General features: G+C 50.0%; 16 protein-coding genes. 5 read left to right on the top strand and 11 right to left on the bottom strand.

Annotated features, from left to right (window positions below):
- Positions 1-136: 136 nt before the first annotated feature.
- Positions 137-1,561 carry an aspartate ammonia-lyase gene (aspA, locus tag E1189_RS17400; protein WP_155161956.1) on the bottom strand — a complete coding sequence of 475 codons (1,425 nt, stop codon included), beginning with the start codon at positions 1,559-1,561 and terminating at the stop codon, positions 137-139.
- A gap of 512 nt (positions 1,562-2,073) precedes the next feature.
- Between aspA and E1189_RS17395 the strand changes: the two genes are divergently transcribed.
- Positions 2,074-2,361, top strand: a complete 288-nt coding sequence (locus tag E1189_RS17395; protein ID WP_155161954.1) for an RNA recognition motif domain-containing protein — start codon at positions 2,074-2,076, stop codon at positions 2,359-2,361.
- Positions 2,362-2,475: 114 nt separating this feature from the next.
- On the opposite strand, the gene E1189_RS17390 is transcribed toward E1189_RS17395, so the two are convergent.
- Together E1189_RS17390 and E1189_RS17385 are read right to left on the bottom strand one after the other, a co-directional pair.
- Complete coding sequence (locus E1189_RS17390; protein ID WP_155161952.1) at positions 2,476-3,741, bottom strand: alanine racemase; 1,266 nt, start codon at positions 3,739-3,741, stop codon at positions 2,476-2,478.
- 25 nt (positions 3,742-3,766) lie between these two features.
- Complete coding sequence (locus E1189_RS17385; RefSeq protein WP_196221498.1) at positions 3,767-5,308, bottom strand: aldehyde dehydrogenase family protein; 1,542 nt, start codon at positions 5,306-5,308, stop codon at positions 3,767-3,769.
- Positions 5,309-5,529: 221 nt separating this feature from the next.
- Between E1189_RS17385 and E1189_RS17380 the strand changes: the two genes are divergently transcribed.
- The 4 genes from E1189_RS17380 to E1189_RS17365 all read left to right on the top strand — a co-directional run bounded on the left by E1189_RS17380 (position 5,530) and on the right by E1189_RS17365 (position 8,942).
- Entirely contained in the window at positions 5,530-6,867 is a 1,338-nt protein-coding gene (locus E1189_RS17380; RefSeq protein ID WP_155161948.1) for a serine/threonine-protein kinase, read from the top strand.
- Between the two features lie 123 nt (positions 6,868-6,990).
- Positions 6,991-7,524 carry an LPS-assembly lipoprotein LptE gene (locus E1189_RS17375; protein WP_196221497.1) on the top strand — a complete coding sequence of 178 codons (534 nt, stop codon included), beginning with the start codon at positions 6,991-6,993 and terminating at the stop codon, positions 7,522-7,524.
- A 7-nt stretch (positions 7,525-7,531) separates the two neighbouring features.
- Positions 7,532-8,581 carry a DNA polymerase III subunit delta gene (holA, locus tag E1189_RS17370; protein ID WP_155161943.1) on the top strand — a complete coding sequence of 350 codons (1,050 nt, stop codon included), beginning with the start codon at positions 7,532-7,534 and terminating at the stop codon, positions 8,579-8,581.
- Positions 8,582-8,678: 97 nt separating this feature from the next.
- The gene (locus E1189_RS17365) at positions 8,679-8,942 is read left to right on the top strand and encodes a hypothetical protein (RefSeq protein ID WP_155161941.1); all 264 of its coding nucleotides are present in this window, start codon (positions 8,679-8,681) and stop codon (positions 8,940-8,942) included.
- Between the two features lie 48 nt (positions 8,943-8,990).
- Here E1189_RS17365 and E1189_RS17360 read toward each other — a convergent pair whose 3' ends face one another.
- From E1189_RS17360 to E1189_RS17325, 8 genes are all read right to left on the bottom strand, one after another.
- Positions 8,991-9,959: a hypothetical protein gene (locus tag E1189_RS17360; RefSeq protein ID WP_155161939.1), complete on the bottom strand. Its 969-nt coding sequence runs from the start codon at positions 9,957-9,959 to the stop codon at positions 8,991-8,993.
- A gap of 121 nt (positions 9,960-10,080) precedes the next feature.
- A complete protein-coding gene (ilvD, locus tag E1189_RS17355; RefSeq protein ID WP_155161937.1) occupies positions 10,081-11,922 on the bottom strand; it encodes a dihydroxy-acid dehydratase in 1,842 nt (613 codons plus the stop codon).
- A 106-nt stretch (positions 11,923-12,028) separates the two neighbouring features.
- Complete coding sequence (locus E1189_RS17350; RefSeq protein WP_155161935.1) at positions 12,029-12,430, bottom strand: acyl-CoA thioesterase; 402 nt, start codon at positions 12,428-12,430, stop codon at positions 12,029-12,031.
- Positions 12,431-12,464: 34 nt separating this feature from the next.
- Positions 12,465-13,496 (bottom strand): helix-turn-helix domain-containing protein, encoded by a 1,032-nt coding sequence (locus tag E1189_RS17345; protein WP_155161932.1) that lies wholly within the window; start codon positions 13,494-13,496, stop codon positions 12,465-12,467.
- A 294-nt stretch (positions 13,497-13,790) separates the two neighbouring features.
- Complete coding sequence (locus E1189_RS17340; RefSeq protein WP_329602103.1) at positions 13,791-14,291, bottom strand: DUF3833 family protein; 501 nt, start codon at positions 14,289-14,291, stop codon at positions 13,791-13,793.
- A 7-nt stretch (positions 14,292-14,298) separates the two neighbouring features.
- Positions 14,299-15,510: an SAM-dependent methyltransferase gene (locus tag E1189_RS17335; protein WP_155161928.1), complete on the bottom strand. Its 1,212-nt coding sequence runs from the start codon at positions 15,508-15,510 to the stop codon at positions 14,299-14,301.
- On the bottom strand, positions 15,507-16,325 hold the full coding sequence (locus tag E1189_RS17330) for a DUF1365 domain-containing protein (protein WP_329602102.1): 819 nt from the start codon (positions 16,323-16,325) through the stop codon (positions 15,507-15,509). Before E1189_RS17330 ends, E1189_RS17335 begins: the two co-directional genes overlap by 4 nt.
- Positions 16,322-17,719, bottom strand: coding sequence for an NAD(P)/FAD-dependent oxidoreductase (locus tag E1189_RS17325; protein ID WP_155161926.1), 1,398 nt, complete (start codon positions 17,717-17,719; stop codon positions 16,322-16,324). Before E1189_RS17325 ends, E1189_RS17330 begins: the two co-directional genes overlap by 4 nt.
- Between the last annotated feature and the right edge of the window lie 70 nt (positions 17,720-17,789).

Here is a 17,789-nt window from a genome sequence, read left to right as displayed (position 1 = left end):
ATCCACCAAAAGCAGTGGATAAGAAAAATGAAGAGAAGCGAAAGGAGAAAGAGGCTATGGACGTAGACTGACATAAAAATCGGGCCTGGAGAGACTCCCCAGGCCCGATTTTTTGAAACAGAGTTTGAAGCCGTGATTAAACGTTCACATGAAAACGTTTGCCGTGGTAGGCAGGGTGCTTCAAATTCTCAATGGAGAAAATCTTGTCCAGCTCTTCACTGTCCAGCAGGCCACGCTCCAGTACAACTTCACGCACATTGCGACCAGATTCTGCACAAACCTTACCAACGATATCGCCTTCGTGGTGACCGATGTGGGGGTTCAGGTAAGTGATGATACCGATAGAGTTCAGAACCATCTGCTCGCAAACTTCACGGTTAGCGGTAATGTCGGTTACACACTTCTCAGTCAGAGTCTCACAGGCACTAGCCAGCAGGTTGATGGACTCGAACAGGCTCTGAGCGATGACTGGCTCCATTACGTTCAGCTGCAGCTGACCGGCTTCAGAAGCCATAGTGATGGTCATGTCGTTACCGATCACCTTGAAGCAAACCTGGTTAACCACTTCAGGGATAACTGGGTTAACTTTTGCAGGCATAATGGAAGAACCAGCCTGCAGCTCAGGCAGGTTGATTTCGTTCAGACCAGCACGTGGGCCGGAAGACAGCAGACGCAGATCGTTACAGATCTTGGACAGCTTAACCGCCATACGCTTCAGTGCGCTGGAAATCATCACATAAGCGCCACAGTCGGAAGTCGCTTCAACCAGATCAGCAGCCTGTACATATGGCTGACCAGTGACTTCTGCCAGCTTCTCTACAGCAACAGCAGAGTAGCCTTCCGGAGTATTCAGGCCGGTACCGATAGCGGTAGCGCCCAGATTTACTTCCAGAACCAGCTCACGAGTGCGCTGAATGCTCTTCACTTCTTCCTTCAGAGTCATAGCCCAGGCTTTGAATTCCTGACCCAGCGTCATAGGAACGGCATCCTGCAGCTGAGTGCGGCCCATCTTCAGGATATCGTCGAACTCAGCAGCCTTAGCTTCAAAAGCTTCCACCAGATTGTTCAGGTTCATCAGAACAGAGCCAATGCTGTTGTAAACAGCAACGCGGAAGCCTGTTGGATAAGCGTCGTTGGTAGACTGACTTTTGTTTACGTGATCGTTAGGGTTAACAACGTCGTAACGGCCTTTCTCGTGACCCATCAGTTCCAAAGCAAGGTTCGCTACAACCTCGTTGGTGTTCATGTTAACGGAGGTGCCAGCCCCCCCCTGGAAAGCATCAGTTGGGAACTGGTCCATGCAGCGGCCAGTGTCCAGGATCAGATCACAAGCTTTTACAATGTAATCAGCAATGTTTGGATCGATAGTGCCCAGCTGCTTGTTAGCCAGTGCAGCTGCTTTTTTAGCAGAAACCATGCCGCGAACAAATTCAGGGCTATCACCGATACGCTCCCGACTGATCTGAAAATTTTTCAGAGCACGGAGAGTGTGGATACCGTAATAAGCATCTGCAGGTACTTCCATAGTACCCAGAAGATCTTCTTCCTTGCGATATTGCATAACTGTTACCAAGAAGAAATTAGGATCAAAAAAGCTCTCAGGAGCACTAAACAGAGAAAGAACTCGGGAGGGCATCGGAATATGGCGCAACAATACTCCTGTGGTTTATAGTCTGTCGATTGTTACCAACCGCTAATTACGAGTAATTGACGAAGTATTGATACAGGTCGTTTTTTGCGCACACTTGAATGTTTTTTACACTATATTAACGAAATGCATAAACACCTATTTTTTGACTATATAAACAACAAATCAAGAGTTAAGAAAATCGATCAGCTTTCTGCGCAAACCCTTGGTATCATTCGTTTTTTTGATTTGTATCACCCGGAAAACAAAAATCAATATTTCGTTATCCAATTGCTTTGCAATCCCTTGTTTTTTTTGTTTTAGTTTTGCGCTGAGGACCTTTAAGAGCGTCATACCAGCCAGACACTTGCTCAGTGGTATGGCGTGAACTGAATGAAAGTCCAGCCATCAAACAATTAATAGAATTATCATCGGAGCATTTGGTCATGGCTCAAAACAAGCTGTTCATCGGTAATCTTTCATTCCGTGCAACGGAAGATGAACTGACAGAGGTTTTCAGCCAGCATGGTGAGCTGGAAGAAGTGAAAATCATTCTGGATCGTGAAACTGGCCGTTCCCGCGGTTTTGCTTTTGTTACTTTTACTGATGAAGCTGCAGCCAAAGCTGCACTGACTCTCGACGGCGCTGCAGTGAATGGTCGAGATATTCGTGTCAGCATCGCCACTGAACGTCCTCGTCGCCCTGTCGGTGCCCATATCGCTAACCGCTTTTAAGCATTCCCTTTTAAATAGCCCGAATTTCGCTCAAAGCGGCCGACTCTTTCACCCAGGTCGACCGCTTTTCTCCCCTTTGTCAGCTCTTCGCCAGTTACGATGAATTTGGTGGATTCAATAATCGAGGTTGAAGGTGGCCCACTCACCAACAACTTCATCTTTTCGCACAACAAGTATGCGACCAAACTGGAGAAAGACATATTCGCTCTGAGTTGGCCGCATAAAAATGAAGTCGTCAACATTCAAACCTGTAGCCTCCGATCCTGTCAACAACTCCTGATTTGTACTGCGCCCATAAAGCACGTTATTCCTCAGCCCTTTAGGGGACTCAAGTCTGGCCTTCCACCAACCACCATAGGTGAAAAACACCCTCCCGAAATTAGGCGACAGGGTTTTCCATAGTCCCGATACCTTTTCCAACAGCGGTACATTTAAAGTATCCAGAGCCTTAAGAACCGGAGTCGCAATAAAAACAGCCGCCTGATGATGAGTCAGGGTTTCCAGATCAAAGCTTGCGGGCTTTACAAAGGCAGATCCAACGGCCAGATCATTGATCTCCCCTCGGTGGCCTTTACGGTCCAGTTTTCCGTAAAGGGAGTATGTCATGCTTCCGCCGGAGTTAAAGCACACCCCCTCAGCGTAAAAGTCCGGGTAGCTGTGCTTTACCACATCAACAAAAGCCTGATACCGCTCCATAACCTTCTCCTTCTCTCCTATTCGCAAAGAGGCAAGAAGACCGGATAGTTTGCTGATATGGGGTTCATATCCCATCAAACCGGCAAACGATACATGCTCTTTATTAGCTGCTATCAGCTTCAATAGCTGAAGAAAGTTACCGGTAGTCTGCACGCCACCCCGATGCAGTCCCACATCAATCTCAACCGCCAGTTTCAAGCAAAGCTGCTTTTCTTTGGCAAGGTCAATGTATTGCTCCAACCGCTCATAGGTGTCTATCAGCCACTTCACCCGGCCGGATCCCACCTCAGGTTGGGTATCAAGCACTGTTCGGGCACAACTCACGGGAAAGGGCTTGCCTATCAAAAAGTCACCCTCAGGAAAACGCTCCAGCAACTGGTTCAGGAATGGCTGATGAAACACCATTAACCGGGATGTGTTGAGCTGTTTTTGCAGGTATTCGAGTAACTCAAAAGAAGGCAAGGATTTGGCCGGTATTCGTAATACCGAAGTATCACCTACTACATTTTTTACCTGCTGAATATTGGCATCCAGTTTGTCGAGATCGATCACTAATCGTGGATAACCAACACCATGTTTTCTCAGCAAGCTCTGCAGCTTCTGAAAATAAAGTGAATGGGGGCGGCCACAATCCCGACGCCAGTAAAAAAAGGTGGCTACAGCAACGAACAGTAGTAGTTTCATAAAGACCTTGTTCTTATATTCGCGCTCAGGTGTCTAATTCAGAATCTTTCTTCAGCAAGCTATCAAGAGCCAGGCCTACCCGCGCCAGAGCAAACAGCTTCCCCGGCCCTGCAGGGCTGGTAACAGCGCGCATTAAACGACTCATTAACGATAATTTTTCCTGAGAATAGGGGTACCAGTTTGGTTCCGGCTTTCCACGAGTGTTGTCAACGAGAACAGCTTTAGAGCGTGTCATTCCCAAAAGGCCTTCGGCACCTTTCATGCGGCCATAGCCAGAGTACTTCACTCCACCAAAAGGCAAGTTTGCATTACCTTCCGTCAGCATGACGTTATTGATATTCACACATCCGGTCACTACCGCTCGGGTAATGTGGTCCGCTATAGCAGGATCTGTTGTCCAGACGCTGGTACTCAAGCCAAAGTCACACTGATTATGAAGACGAACCACCTCCTCGACAGTACCAAAGGCATAAACCGGTACCACAGGGCCGAAGGTTTCCTCTGTCGCCAAACGCATTTTATCAGTGACATTCAGCACAATCGTCGGCTTATACCCCCCGTGACCGGCGGGCTCACCTCCACAAATAATATCAGCGCCTTTTTCCCGGGCATCGCGAATCTGGCCATCAATAATGTCCATCTGAAACGGTGTGGTAATAGCACCCATATCATGATCCGGGCCTGTACCTAACGTAACTTTCTCAAATGCAGCTTTCAGACGCCGAACGAATTCGTCATAAATACCGCTCTGAACATAGAGTCGTTCAATAGCCGTGCAACTCTGCCCGCTGTTATGCATATTGCCCCAGGCTGCTGCACCAACAGCACGATCAATGTCAGCGTCATCACACACAATCATCGCGTCTTTGGAGCCTAACTCCGCAATAACAGGAATCACCAGCGGCGCGGCCTGGGTAAGAATCTTTTTCCCTGTGCGAACACTGCCGGTAAACGATATAAAATCGGGCCTTTGGGCGATGAGTTTCTGAGCCGTTTCACCACTCCCATAAACCACTGTAATTGCCTGAGATAAAAGAGGGGAAAGCTTGCTGATCTCCTCAAATATGCCCTTCATGGGCGTTTGCTCGGAAGGTTTGATAATCACTGCATTACCCGCAGCAAAAGCAAACAGCGCAGCTGTTCCGGCAATGGCAAGGGGGAGATTCCATGGTGAAATCACCAGCACCACACCACGGGCCTCATGGTAGATATGAGATTTTTTCCCAAACAGGGTAATAGGCGTTGGCACCTTTTCATCGGCCAGCACGCGAGCCGCGTTTTCAACCAGCCAGTGACAGTCTTCAAGCATCTGCACCATATCCGACAACATAGCGTCACCACGGCTGCGGCCAGACTCTTCCACAATTCTGTCCAGCAAACGCTCTTCGTTATCCTGCAGATATTGAATGACCCGGAGAATATCGCGAGTACGCTCCTGCACAGTGGAGCCGTACAGTTCATCGCTGGCTAAACGTGCCTTTGCAAAGGCTGCGAATATATCTGCGTCACTTGCCTCTTCAATGCTATACAGCTTTTTTTCAGAGACAGGGTTGATTATATCTATCACTTGCATCGAACCTGCATTTTTATGCATTTCCCAAGGCCAGACAAAACCGGAACAAGAGAACAAAGTAGCTCATAATCCGATCATCACGTCTTATCACGCACAATATTTAACACCCCAACTTTGCAAACAGCTTGTAGCAGGTGTGTAAGCACCCAAACCGTGAACGCACCCTATAGTTAAACAAAACCAGTTAAACAAAACCTCGCACGGATGCGTTCACCATGATCCATAACAATCCCCAATCCCCACAGAGCCCTCAACAGCCCCCTGAAAAGCCAAGCGAAGAGTCAGGTTCCAAAGCATCGCTGGGAAAGCGCATAGCTATTGCCTACCACTTCATCAAAAAAAAACTCGGGGGGACAGCTCCCAGTGATTTTGTCCAGCTGAAAAGCGGTACCGTCATTGATAAAAGAAATATCCGCCACATCACTCAGCCCACAACGTCTCAAGAAGCTGAACGCCTGAGACATGAAACAATTCCTGAATCACAAAGATCACCTCAGGCAAACAAATGGACAGACCGCTGGAAGAAGATAAAGGCCGTGCTACAGGGTAAGAGGCTACCAGAGCCATCGGCTCAGGTGATAAATAAAGAGTTGAGACCTTTCCGAACTCTTGGTGAAGGCAGCTTCGGTAAAGTGGATTCGTTTGTTGAGGGGTACGCTGGAAAACTTAAGGTTCGCAAAGTGCTTAAAGCACCCGATACCGGAGCCCCCAATACCGAAGCTCGCGAGGCGCTGGCTAAGGAGCTCTGGATCCAGAAGAGCTTAAGACACCCCAACCTGGTGAGCATTACGCCTATCAGTCGTCAAGCCTCCTTAGACCCACTCCAGCAAACAGAGATATTTATGGAAGATGGTGGCGTTCCTCTCTCTCGTATCATCAAAGCCCCTGAGAATAAAAGGACACCAGCCAATCCTACCCCACAGGAAGCCCGATATGGTGGAAAGCTGCCTTTACCGCTACAGCAGGAAGCCTGTACTCAGGTACTCAAAGGGCTCGCCTATCTGAAATCAGCCAATGTTATTCACAGAGATATAAAACCCGCCAACATCCTGATAAATCCCGGTCGGCTCGGGCCAGAGAAAGACACAGAGGGCAGAGAGCAGGGAGCCGTAAAAATCGCAGACTTCGGGTTCGCAGAGCATTTACCCGATAACCAGAGCACGGTTTTAAAAGGAACCCCTGCCTACGCCGCACCCGAACTGATGGAGACAGCCCTGAATGGCGGAAAAACAAGTTACGGTATTGAAGTAGACATGTTTTCCGCTGGCTGTGTTTTCTTCGAAATGATCACCGGAAAAAAATATATGGATACCACTGGCGTCAGAGATCTTAATCGTTACTTTCAACACTACAAGGAATGGACCAAATCCGACAGGGCCAAAGAGCATATGGAGAGGGAATTAAAAGCCGCCCTGCTCTCTCAACCACCCGAGTATACGCATCTGGCCGTCGATTTCCTCAGCAGAATGCTGGATGTCAACCCGCAAACCAGAATGACTCCCGATGAAGCCCTGCATCACCCTTTTCTGGCATACGTCCCACCCAGAGAGTAAGCGCCCATCGTTTTCCTTCCAGTCCGTGGTTATAATTGCCGATTCAGGAACAGTCCGGCTAACAGTGAATCAGTAATTATGACCCGAATTCAAAGGATTTTCTCACCGGTCCTGGTGACCGTTATGGCTTTTATGATCACCGCCTGTGGCTTTCAGCTGCGGGGTACTATGAATGTTGCCTCCGAGATTCAGAAACTCTCTCTGCAAGTGTCTGACCGTGCTTTTCAGCGCACCTTGAGCGAATCGCTGAAACAGGCTGGAATCACTGTTACCAGCAACGCACCTTATCAAATTCATATCACCAGCCTTGAGCATGAAGAAGCGACCGTAACCACTTCCGGCGGCGGTATTGTGACGGACTACGACGTCACGGGCTCCCTGTCATGGCAGCTTATCAGCAATGATGGCCTGATCCTTATTCCTGATACCCTGCTCCAGCAGCACGGTACTTATCAGCGCCATAACAACCAATACAACGCCTCCCAGAGTGAAGCGAGCGATACCTGGAATGAAATCCAGAGAAACCTGGCTGCCAACCTGACTCGCCGTGTGGCCTCTCTATCCCAGGAAGAACTGACGGCACTCATAGAGCAAGCCGTAAAAGCGCGCGAGGCAGCAGAAGCCGTTGCTCTACCCGCCTCGGATCAGGGCCAATAAGTAATTTATGAAAACCCGTATTGATCAGCTTCAGGGTCAGCTTCGCAAGAATCTGGCTCCTGTTTATGTCGTGTCCGGTGAGGAGCCTCTGCAAATCGAGGAGGCCTGTGACGCCATACGCAAAGCCGCCAGAGACAATGGCTATACCGATCGCATTGTGCACCACGTGGACCCAGGATTTGACTGGGGCAATGTGATGGCAGAAGCGAATAGTCTGTCCCTGTTTGCCAGCAAGCAACTGATTGAGCTGCGGGTAGCCTTCGACAAAGTGGGCGATGGCAAAAAGCTTCTGCAGGAATACGCAGCCAACATTCCTCCTGATACTCTGTTGCTGATCATTACCACCCGCATCACCAAAAAGCAGGAAAAGACCAAATGGTTTGCAGCTCTTGAGCAACAGGGTGTATTTGTTCAAATCTGGCCTGTTGAACCCTACCAGTTACCCGGCTGGATTGGTCAGCGACTCAAACGCGCAGGGCTGAATGCCGAGCCTGAAGCCATATCTCTTCTTGCAGACCTCCTTGAAGGTAATCTGCTGGCAGCGGCTCAGGAAGTTGAACGGCTGATGTTACTGGCCAGCGGTGAGCTCATTACCGTGGACACCGTACGCAACGTGGTGGCGGATAACGCCCGCTACGATGTTTTCGGTTTGGCTGATGCAGTGCTGGCTGGTGATGTACGCCATAGCCTGAGAATCTTCAACGGCCTGATTGCAGAAGGCACCGAGCCGACCATTATGCTTTGGTCTTTATCCCGAGAATTGCGACTGACAAATCATATAGCCAGCGGCTTGCGCCAAGGCATGGCGCTGGATACTGTGATTGAGCAAGTGGCTCGCGCCCATAAGCAGGTTCCGTTTCTTTTGAAAAAGAAGAAGAACAGTTACATGGGTTTTGTTCGCCGCCACGGTGAAAAGGCGATTCGGGAGATGATTGACCGTGCTGCACTGATTGACCGCACACTCAAGGGAGTGGAGCAAAATCACACCACTCAGGATGAGCTGCTGGGGCTGGTCATGCGCATGGCGGGTATGCCGACACCTGCGTCGTTTTGCTGAATTGTCCTCTAGCACTAAAGTCGCCCTACCTGAACTTCCTCTCCCCATTCCGGTCTATTAAGACATGGGATACCAATCACCAGCGGCTGGGGACCCGATGAATAAACATGACATAATAGGGTTGCTAGTTCGGGCAACAGGGTTCTGGATGCTGGCTTTAAGCCTGCAGATGCTGCCTTCGCTACTGATAGTACTGCCTGACATCCTTAAGATAATCCTTTCGTGGGAAGCCGACCTGGACCATGAGCCGACGTCCAGATCTGTTGGCATTACCAGCAAGCTTGCAGTACATCTTATGGCGGCGTTTTATCTGATTGGACGTGGAGAAGGGCTGATTGCCTGGATTAACCGGCGTACATAAAACAAAATACAGCAGAGGTGGCGCAGAATCCACCACCTCTGCAATATCTTAGCTATCAAACGTTTTCACGTTCTTCTGCCTATACCACTCTTTCGCTTTGTGCTTCTCGTAGTAATACCAGATTTTTCGATAGGCCAGATCAAAGTCTACAAAGTGCTGACGAAATATCTTGGCCAGTGTTTCCGGCGAATATCCTCGCCTGAACAGCTTCATCATAATGTCTTTAAATTCACTTTTGTCCGCAATAGCGGATTCAAAACTCGACAGCGCTTGATCCGAAAGTGTTGCATACCAGGTCACAGCCTGAGCCAGACGGGGTGGAACACCTTCCGGGTTTACCGCCAGCCGTGCCTGAGATAACAGCACTGTGGCAAGGTCATCTGTTGGAATCAGCGGTGTCAGAGTTGCACCGGGTAAATCTGAAACGGGGTGATAGCAACTCTGGTAATAGTCAGATAGCTGACTGCCCGGAGCGTTTTGAGCAAGACTACCAAGAATCTCTTTACACGCGCTTACCACTTCGCCTTTTTTATCTGCAAAACCAGCGGCCATTCCCTGCTCAGAAGGATTGAAATAGTAATAGAACGCCTTAACTGACCACTCCTGCAACTTTCTGGAGATACGCTGTTTCACTTTATCGGGGTCGGAGATTTTAGAGGATGACGTGACAGTCTTGCCATCAATCTGGCTGTACATAAAGTCCCTCAGAGGGATATAAACAGCTTTCAAGTATTGGAGCCAAAGTAACTGGTCAGGCCTGCGGCCTTCAAACTGTTCGTTGAGTACCTGCTGGGAGTATTCAATATACAGCTTTCTTGCCAGCGCCTTACTGCCTTCATCAATCTTACCTAAAGCACTGTGGCTGTATGCTGTTGCAGGTACGGCATAGGCAATGGCTGCTGCCACAATAGGAGGAGCAACGTTCTGCTCCGCGTCTGCACTCATGTCGTCTGTAGCCAAAACCATAGGTGATGCCAGGCTGACTGTTAATACCAAACTCCGAAAAACACCTTTCATATCCACTCCCTGTTGGACTGTTTACTATCCATTTCAGAGTAGACAGAGATATTGAGAGTGCACTGAAAAGAAAACGCCCACTCATTTGTGGGCGTTAATAAGAGAAAGGAAGTGCAAAACACTAATCAAACAGACTTAAGTCCCGAACCGCACCACGATCTGCACTGGTCGCCATTTTCGCATAAGCCTTCAAAGCTGTGGACACTTTGCGAGGACGCTCCGTTACTGGCTTCCAGCCATCCTTGCCTTTGACATCCATCGCAGCACGGCGCTGGTCCAACTCATCATCGGATACTTTCACATTAATAGTGCGGTTAGGAATATCGATATGAATCCAATCCCCTTTCTCCACCAAACCAATAGCGCCACCTGCCCCTGCTTCTGGCGAAACATGGCCGATGGATAAACCGGATGTACCACCGGAGAAGCGTCCATCTGTTAACAGTGCACACGCTTTGCCCAAACCTTTGGATTTAAGATAACTGGTGGGGTACAGCATCTCCTGCATACCGGGGCCACCGCGAGGGCCTTCATAGCGAATAACAACCACATCACCCGCTTTTACCCGGCCTTCCAGTACATCACTGACAGCATCTTCCTGACTTTCACACACATGGGCCGGACCTTCGAATACGAGAATACTTTCATCGACACCAGAGGTTTTCACCACGCAGCCATCTTCCGCGATATTACCAAACAGCACCGCCAGGCCACCCTCTTTGCTGTAAGCGTTTTCCAGAGAGCGGATGCAGCCGCTCTCGCGGTCAGCATCCAGGCTTGGCCAGCGCATGCTCTGGCTGAACGCCTGAGTTGTGCGAATACCCGCCGGGCCAGCTTGGTAGAAGGTTCTTACGGCTTCATCAGTGGTTTGCATAATGTCCCATTTTTCCAGCGCCTCAGAGAAGGTTTCACTGTGCACCGTTGGTACATCGTTATGCAGCAAACCGGCTCTGTCCAGTTCACCAAGAATACCCAGCACACCACCGGCGCGGTGGACATCTTCCATATGGTACTGCTGGATATTGGGTGCCACTTTGCACAATTGGGGTACCTTGCGGGACAGGCGATCAATATCCTGCATATCAAAAGGCACTTCCCCTTCCTGAGCAGCCGCCAGTAGATGGAGAATCGTATTGGTGGAACCGCCCATGGCAATATCCAGGCTCATAGCATTTTCAAAAGCCTTCACGCTGGCAATGGAACGGGGTAGCAATTGAGTTTCGTCGTTCTCGTAGTAACGACGGGTGATATCCACAATACGGCGGCCAGCTTCAAGGAAAAGCTGTTCACGATCAGCATGGGTTGCCAGCATGGAGCCATTACCGGGCAGGGATAAGCCCAGCGCTTCGGTCAAACAGTTCATAGAATTGGCAGTGAACATACCGGAGCAGGAGCCACACGTTGGGCAGGCGGATCGCTCGTATTCGTCCACGGTTTCCTGATCTGCATCGGAAGCAGCAATCACCATGGCATCCACCAGATCGAGGCGGTGCTCTGCCAGTTTGGTTTTACCTGCCTCCATAGGGCCGCCAGACACGAAGATCACCGGAATATTCAGGCGCATGGCGGCCATCAGCATTCCGGGGGTAATCTTGTCGCAGTTGGAGATGCACACCATGGCATCCGCCGTATGGGCGTTCACCATGTATTCCACGGAATCTGCAATAATGTCTCGGCTGGGAAGGGAGTAAAGCATACCATCGTGGCCCATTGCGATACCGTCATCCACCGCAATAGTGTTGAACTCTTTGGCAACGCCACCGGCTCTTTCAATCTCACGCGCCACCAGCTGCCCCATATCCTTCAGGTGCACGTGCCCCGGTACAAACTGAGTAAAAGAGTTGGCGACTGCAATAATAGGTTTCTTGAAGTCATCGTCATTCATGCCCGTGGCGCGCCAAAGTGCACGGGCACCGGCCATGTTACGTCCGTGGGTGGAAGTGCGAGAGCGATAAGCGGGCATGGGCTACCTCAGAAAGCAGGTCACAGTCGTTTACTGCGCTGTATAATTTTTGTTTATTGCGACTCTAACGGAAAAACATTATACCAGATTCACCAGCATCAGGGATTTACTCTGATAACAGATGGTTTTGTAACTCAGAGCGAATGGCATCCGGAATGGAAACAGACTGCGCGCCAGTATAGTTGTAATGGATCATTACTGCATCGCCACGGGCGCAGCACTTACCCCGCTGCCACACTTCCTGACGAATAGTCATAGAGGAGTTACCGACCTTGATCAGCCCGGTGATAATCTCCACTTCGTTGTCGGTGCCGTAATAAATCTCGGCCAGAAAATCTACAGTGATGCGGGCGATAATCAACTTCCAGTTATTGACATCCATATCGGGCGTAAATAACCGGAAGATAGGTTCCCGGGCTTTCTCAAACCACATGGGAACCACAGTATTGTTGATGTGTCCTAAAGCATCGGTTTCACAGAAACGGGGGGAGATGGTTTCTTTATACATCTTTTATTATGACCATTCGTTGATTCAAAGGCGGTTAAGCAGTCGCTTCAACCTCTTCCGTCGTCTGACGATAGAAGCCCGGCGAATGTCCGGTCCACTTGCGGAATGCGCGCCCAAAGTTGCTGGGGTCGTTATAGTCCAGACGTTCGGCAATTTCTTCCACGGTTAAACGGGTATTACGCAGGTAGTGCAACGCAAGACGCTTGCGTTCCCGGTTAACCAGCGTGCGGTAGGTAATATCCAGCTCCTGCAGCTGACGACGCAGGGTGCGGGGAGAAACGGAAAGATAATCCGCCGTTTGTTCCAGGGAAGGAATCACACCTTCTTTACTGCGAATATGAGCCAGCACGCGACCAAGCAGGCCGGTTTCCACCTTCATATCTGCCAGCATTTTCTGACACTGGCGTTCAGCCACCTCCCGAGCGATGTCATCCGCCATAGGCATAGGGGTGGAAATATAATGCGCAGGGAAACGGTACTGGTGCGCAGCGTGACCGTAGGAGACGGTGGTGTCGCCAAAGTCAAAATTGTCGTAGTAATCTACTTTATCTATCGCCAGATGAAGAGTGTGGCCGGCCGACGCATTGGGGCCAAATGTGTACATTTTCATGACCTGCTGGGAGCCGATAAAGGCTTCCACATAGAAACGACGGTTGTCGCCCAGATCCAGCGCTTCATCGAACTGCAGGATTGCGGTATCACCATCCACTTCCAGTGACATCACCATCAGCGGAAAGCGTGTGCCCAGATAGCGCACGGACATACTCAGCATTTCCCCAATATAACGACTGGCCATGGCAGCCGTGGCCAATGTGCCGTGACTGGGAAGATTCAGTCGCATACCCAGCTGCCATCCCAGGCCATCAATGCCCGATTGCTGGCACAGAGTAATCAACTTATCGCACCGCTCGAAATCAAGAGAACCGTCATCCAGCTCCAGTTCGCTGGGCTGAATGCCTGCCCCCCGAAGCAAAATGGTCTGATCAAACCCGTGATCGGTCATCAATGCCATCAGGTGACGGATATAGACGATAGGCAGAGCTATATTCTTTTTGATGTTTTTCATAGCGCTCTATAAATACCTCCACCTGTCAAAAGTGCCACTACAGAATTGTAAGTACCCGGACCATTGCTTTCGCATAGTCTGGCGGCGTCTTTTTCCGCCCTTGCTGCGTCACAACTCTTATCACGTAGCGGGCTACGCTCCCGACGCTGTTCCTTGAAGTGCGAAAAAATCCACTCGCCATCATTATACGAAAGCAATGGTCCGGGCACTTACCTCTTAAATAGACTGCTGTTTTTAACACACACGCGCTGTTTATACGAACAACGGGATAAAAAAATGAACTATGATACTCACCTAAATCAAAGGTCTGGCTGAATTCAACACACCCATCTCTTTGCTGAAGAAAAACGTCAGCCGTCCAAGATGAAAGCCCCACTTGCTTACCCGGGCAATGTTGATGATTTTATCATCCTCCTGGAGGTACAGGCGGTCATCCAGTTTCACCCGCCACGTGCGCCCTGACACGGGAAGGTCCAGCATATACGTCCACTCAAAGGCATTACCTGAACTTTGACCTTTGGCAGTGCCTGCAACATCTCCAGCCGTGCCTTCGTAAAAACCATTGCCCAGTGCATTGATTTTCCAAAGACGCTTTGAGCCTGTGCCATCTTCATAGAAAAACTGTTCATCCAGCGTCAACTGATTGCCCTCAACCAAGCCATTCATCTCTACCTTAAAACACTGACGTATAGTCCCGAACCTGTCCTCAAACAGCCCCCATGCCCAGGTTTTCCCAAGAAAGTACTCCTCAATAACAAGTTCAGGCCTTTGGTTTTTCATGGTTTTTATCTCCACTCCCTTGTCATAGAGCTTTACCTATCTGATAAAGACGCACATCAATGCTGTCGTTGGCAAACCCAGCGGAGCAATAGGCCAGATAGTAATTCCACATACGCCGGAACGATTCATCAAACCCCAGAGGTTTAATGGCCTGCCAGTTGGCATTGAAGTTTCTGTACCACTCATCCACAGTGCGCTGGTAGTCTCTGCCAAAAGAGTGAGTACTCAGCAGTTCAAGGCCAGCGGTGGCAATCTGTTCCTGCATAATCGAGTGGGAAGGCAGCATGCCGCCTGGGAAGATATATTTCTGAATAAAGTCGGCACCTTCCCGATAGGTTTCAAAACGCTTTTCATCAATGGTGATGACCTGCAGCACAGCTTTGCCGCCGGGTTTAAGACTGTCGTATATTTTGCGAAAGTAGGTCGGCCAGTGTTCCTCCCCCACCGCCTCAATCATTTCGATGGATACAATGCCGTCATACTGTCCCTTGATATCGCGATAGTCCGTTAACTCAAACTGCACATCACCCTCGGTATGTTCGCGGGCATAGGCCAACTGCTCATGGGAAAGGGTGACACCGCGGTAACCTGCGCTCGAATGTTTTTTGAACTGACGGGCAAACCCACCCCAGCCACAGCCAATTTCCAGAACCTTACTGTCAGGCTCTATATCCAGCCAGTTAAGCACAGCCTGATATTTATTGTGCTGCGCCTGTTCAAGGGTGTCTGATGGGCTGTGAAACAGGGCACTGGAGTAGGTCATCGAAGGGTCCAGCCAGAGTTTATAAAACTCATTACCCAGATCATAGTGAGCGGCAATATTCTTGCGGCTGCCGCGCTTGCTGTTGTTATTCAGACGATGAATCAGGCGGTTGATTTTCTGGCTGATCCAGCTGGCGTTAAAAACTCGTTCCAACGGCTCCTCGTTTGCGGCTCCCCAGTGGGCAACGGCCTGAATATCCGGCGTCAGCCAGTCACCGGCAATATACGACTCCGCCCATCCAAGCAGACCTTTACGGGCAGAACGCACCACCGCCCCCGGTCGCACGATCTGCATGCGGGGTTTAGGAACACCGCTGCGGACGATTCCCATCACAAAGGGTTCACTGTTACCCATCTGTATTTCAATAGCGGACACACCCGCTTTTTCCAGACGGCTGGCAATCCAGTTTGTCAGGCCCCGCTCCAGCAGAGGTTTTTCCTTGCCAGAAATCTGTGTTTTTACGGAGTTCATAAGCGTCCCCTGGTGCCTCCCGATAATTTTATTTTTAAACGTTCCACTGTTGTTCCAACACTCCAGCTGAAAAAGTATCCACGACGGTTATGACGAAACAGCGTCATGCGTTTCAGCCACAATTTCAGGGCCTCCCAATGGATAGCAACAACAACCTTCACCGTCATAAATGGCAGGCCGATAAGCTGTTTCAGTACCTGTCTATCTGAAACCGACTGGCGCTCCCCACGAAATACCGCACTGAACAGGCGCTCCTCCTGCTGGTGCAGGCTAATACCCAATACAACCTGTTCATCGGGAGCGTGGGTGCGGAATTGATAGGAGCAACCGTCTGTTTCAAAGAAAGGCGACACATGAAGTTTTTTATCAGCCTGTTGCCTGATGGCTTCGCTGCCGCTGGCATCAGCGGGGATAACGTAACTGTGTCGTTCACCGAAGGTATTGGAGACTTCATACACAACGGCCATCACCTGCCCATCGTTGCTATAACAGAAGTAAACCGCCAGAGGGTTAAAGGCATAACCAAGAATACGGGGGTAACACAGCAGCTCGATACGCTCAGGCTTATCAATGCCCTGTTCGCACAAAAGATCGCGAATATAGATTTTCAGAGGCTTATCTGAACCATCGCCATAATCGCCATCATGGAAGGACACCAGATTCAGGCGGTTACGGGAGAAGAATGTCAGCGTGTGGTCCAGAGTATCCAGCTCATCCAGATCAAAAAGCCAGGATGCAACTTTATAGGTAAAGCGATGCTTGCGGGGCTTCACCCGGTTATGCATCAGGGTACCGTTATAGATGGCTGACCTCACAGGCGCACATCCATACCGGCATCCGTCCGAATGGATGGACGGGCAGTCAGATAATCCGGCAACACAAGGCGATCATTCTCACCCTCTACCCGCCATGGCCTGCGCTGCCCTCCCAGCGCCTCGGCCACCGCAAGGCCGGATTGCAAACCATCTTCATGAAAGCCATAACCAAACCATGCCCCGCAGTGCCAGGTTCTCTGGCGACCTTGCAACTCCCAGAGCCGCTGCTGTGCTTCAAGAGCAGCAGTATCAAAAACGGGATGATCGTAGAGGTAAGAGCCGTGAATCTCCCTGGGATCAGTATCCGGATTCAAAGTCACGAAAAGCGGTTTACCTTCGAGATGCTGCAACCGGTTCATCCAGTACGTCACAGAAGGCCCTCTATCGTCTTCTGCTTTCTGCTGATTATGACTCTGGCTGTTGAACAGGTAATTCCAGCTTGCCCATGCTTTGGTATTACGGGGCATAAAAGAGGAATCACTGTGCAAAATTGCGCGATTCCTCTGAAACGTAAAAGACCCCAGTAGAAGCTGTTCGAGCTCATCAGGCTCATCCAGCAACCGCAGTGACGTATCCGCATGGCAGGCCATCACCACATGGTCAAAGGCTTGCTCCCGCCCCTGAATATCAGTGATTACCACCTGATCTGCATAACGCTTAATTTTGCGCACACAGCTGTGCTGAAGGGTGGAGGAACCTTCCGACGCATTCTGAATCTGACTGATAATCCGGCTCACGTATTCTCGACTACCTCCTTCAACCGTCATCCACTGGGGGCGACTGGTCAGCTGCAACAAACCGTGGTTCTGGCAGAAGCGTAAAAACGCCAGTGCGGGGTAATCCAACATTTTGCTTGCGGGTGTAGACCAGATGGCTGCGCCCATGGGCACAAGGTGATCGTTGATAAATGTTTTGCTGAACTTATGGGTTTTGAGCAGCTCCCCCAAGGTGACATCCGGTGCTAACAGCTTTTCCCATGTGGGGCTGGCACGGTAGAAGCGCAGCAGGTCAATCAACATTTTCCAGAACACGGGATTAAACAGATTGCTTCTCTGGGCGAACAGGCCATTTAAATCCGTGCCCGCATATTCTGTTCTGCCTTGATCAATAGACACCGCAAAAGACATATCCGTTTTGGCAACAGGAACGCCGAGGTATTCAAAAAATGCGGTGAGGTTGGGGTAGGTTTTCTCGTTAAAGACAATAAAGCCGGTATCAACGGGAACAGCCTTCTGTTCATCCTCGCCTTTCACCACAACCGTATGGCTGTGCCCGCCAAAGCGATCATCTTTTTCAAAGAGGGTGACCTTGTGTTGTCTGGAGAGGAGCCAGGCGCAAGACAGCCCCGATATACCTGAGCCCACTACTGCTACGTTCAAACTTCGACTTGTCATTATTGTGATGTCCGTAAAGGAGAAGCTTTCCTGTTATACGGAGCACATTCCCATCTGGTTCATGATCCGG

The organism is Parendozoicomonas verongulae (genome assembly GCF_009711465.1).
GTDB classification, from domain to species: Bacteria; Pseudomonadota; Gammaproteobacteria; order Pseudomonadales; family Endozoicomonadaceae; genus Sansalvadorimonas; species Sansalvadorimonas verongulae.
Note: the sequence above shows the minus strand (reverse complement) of the source record. Positions and strands in the feature narration are given on the sequence as shown.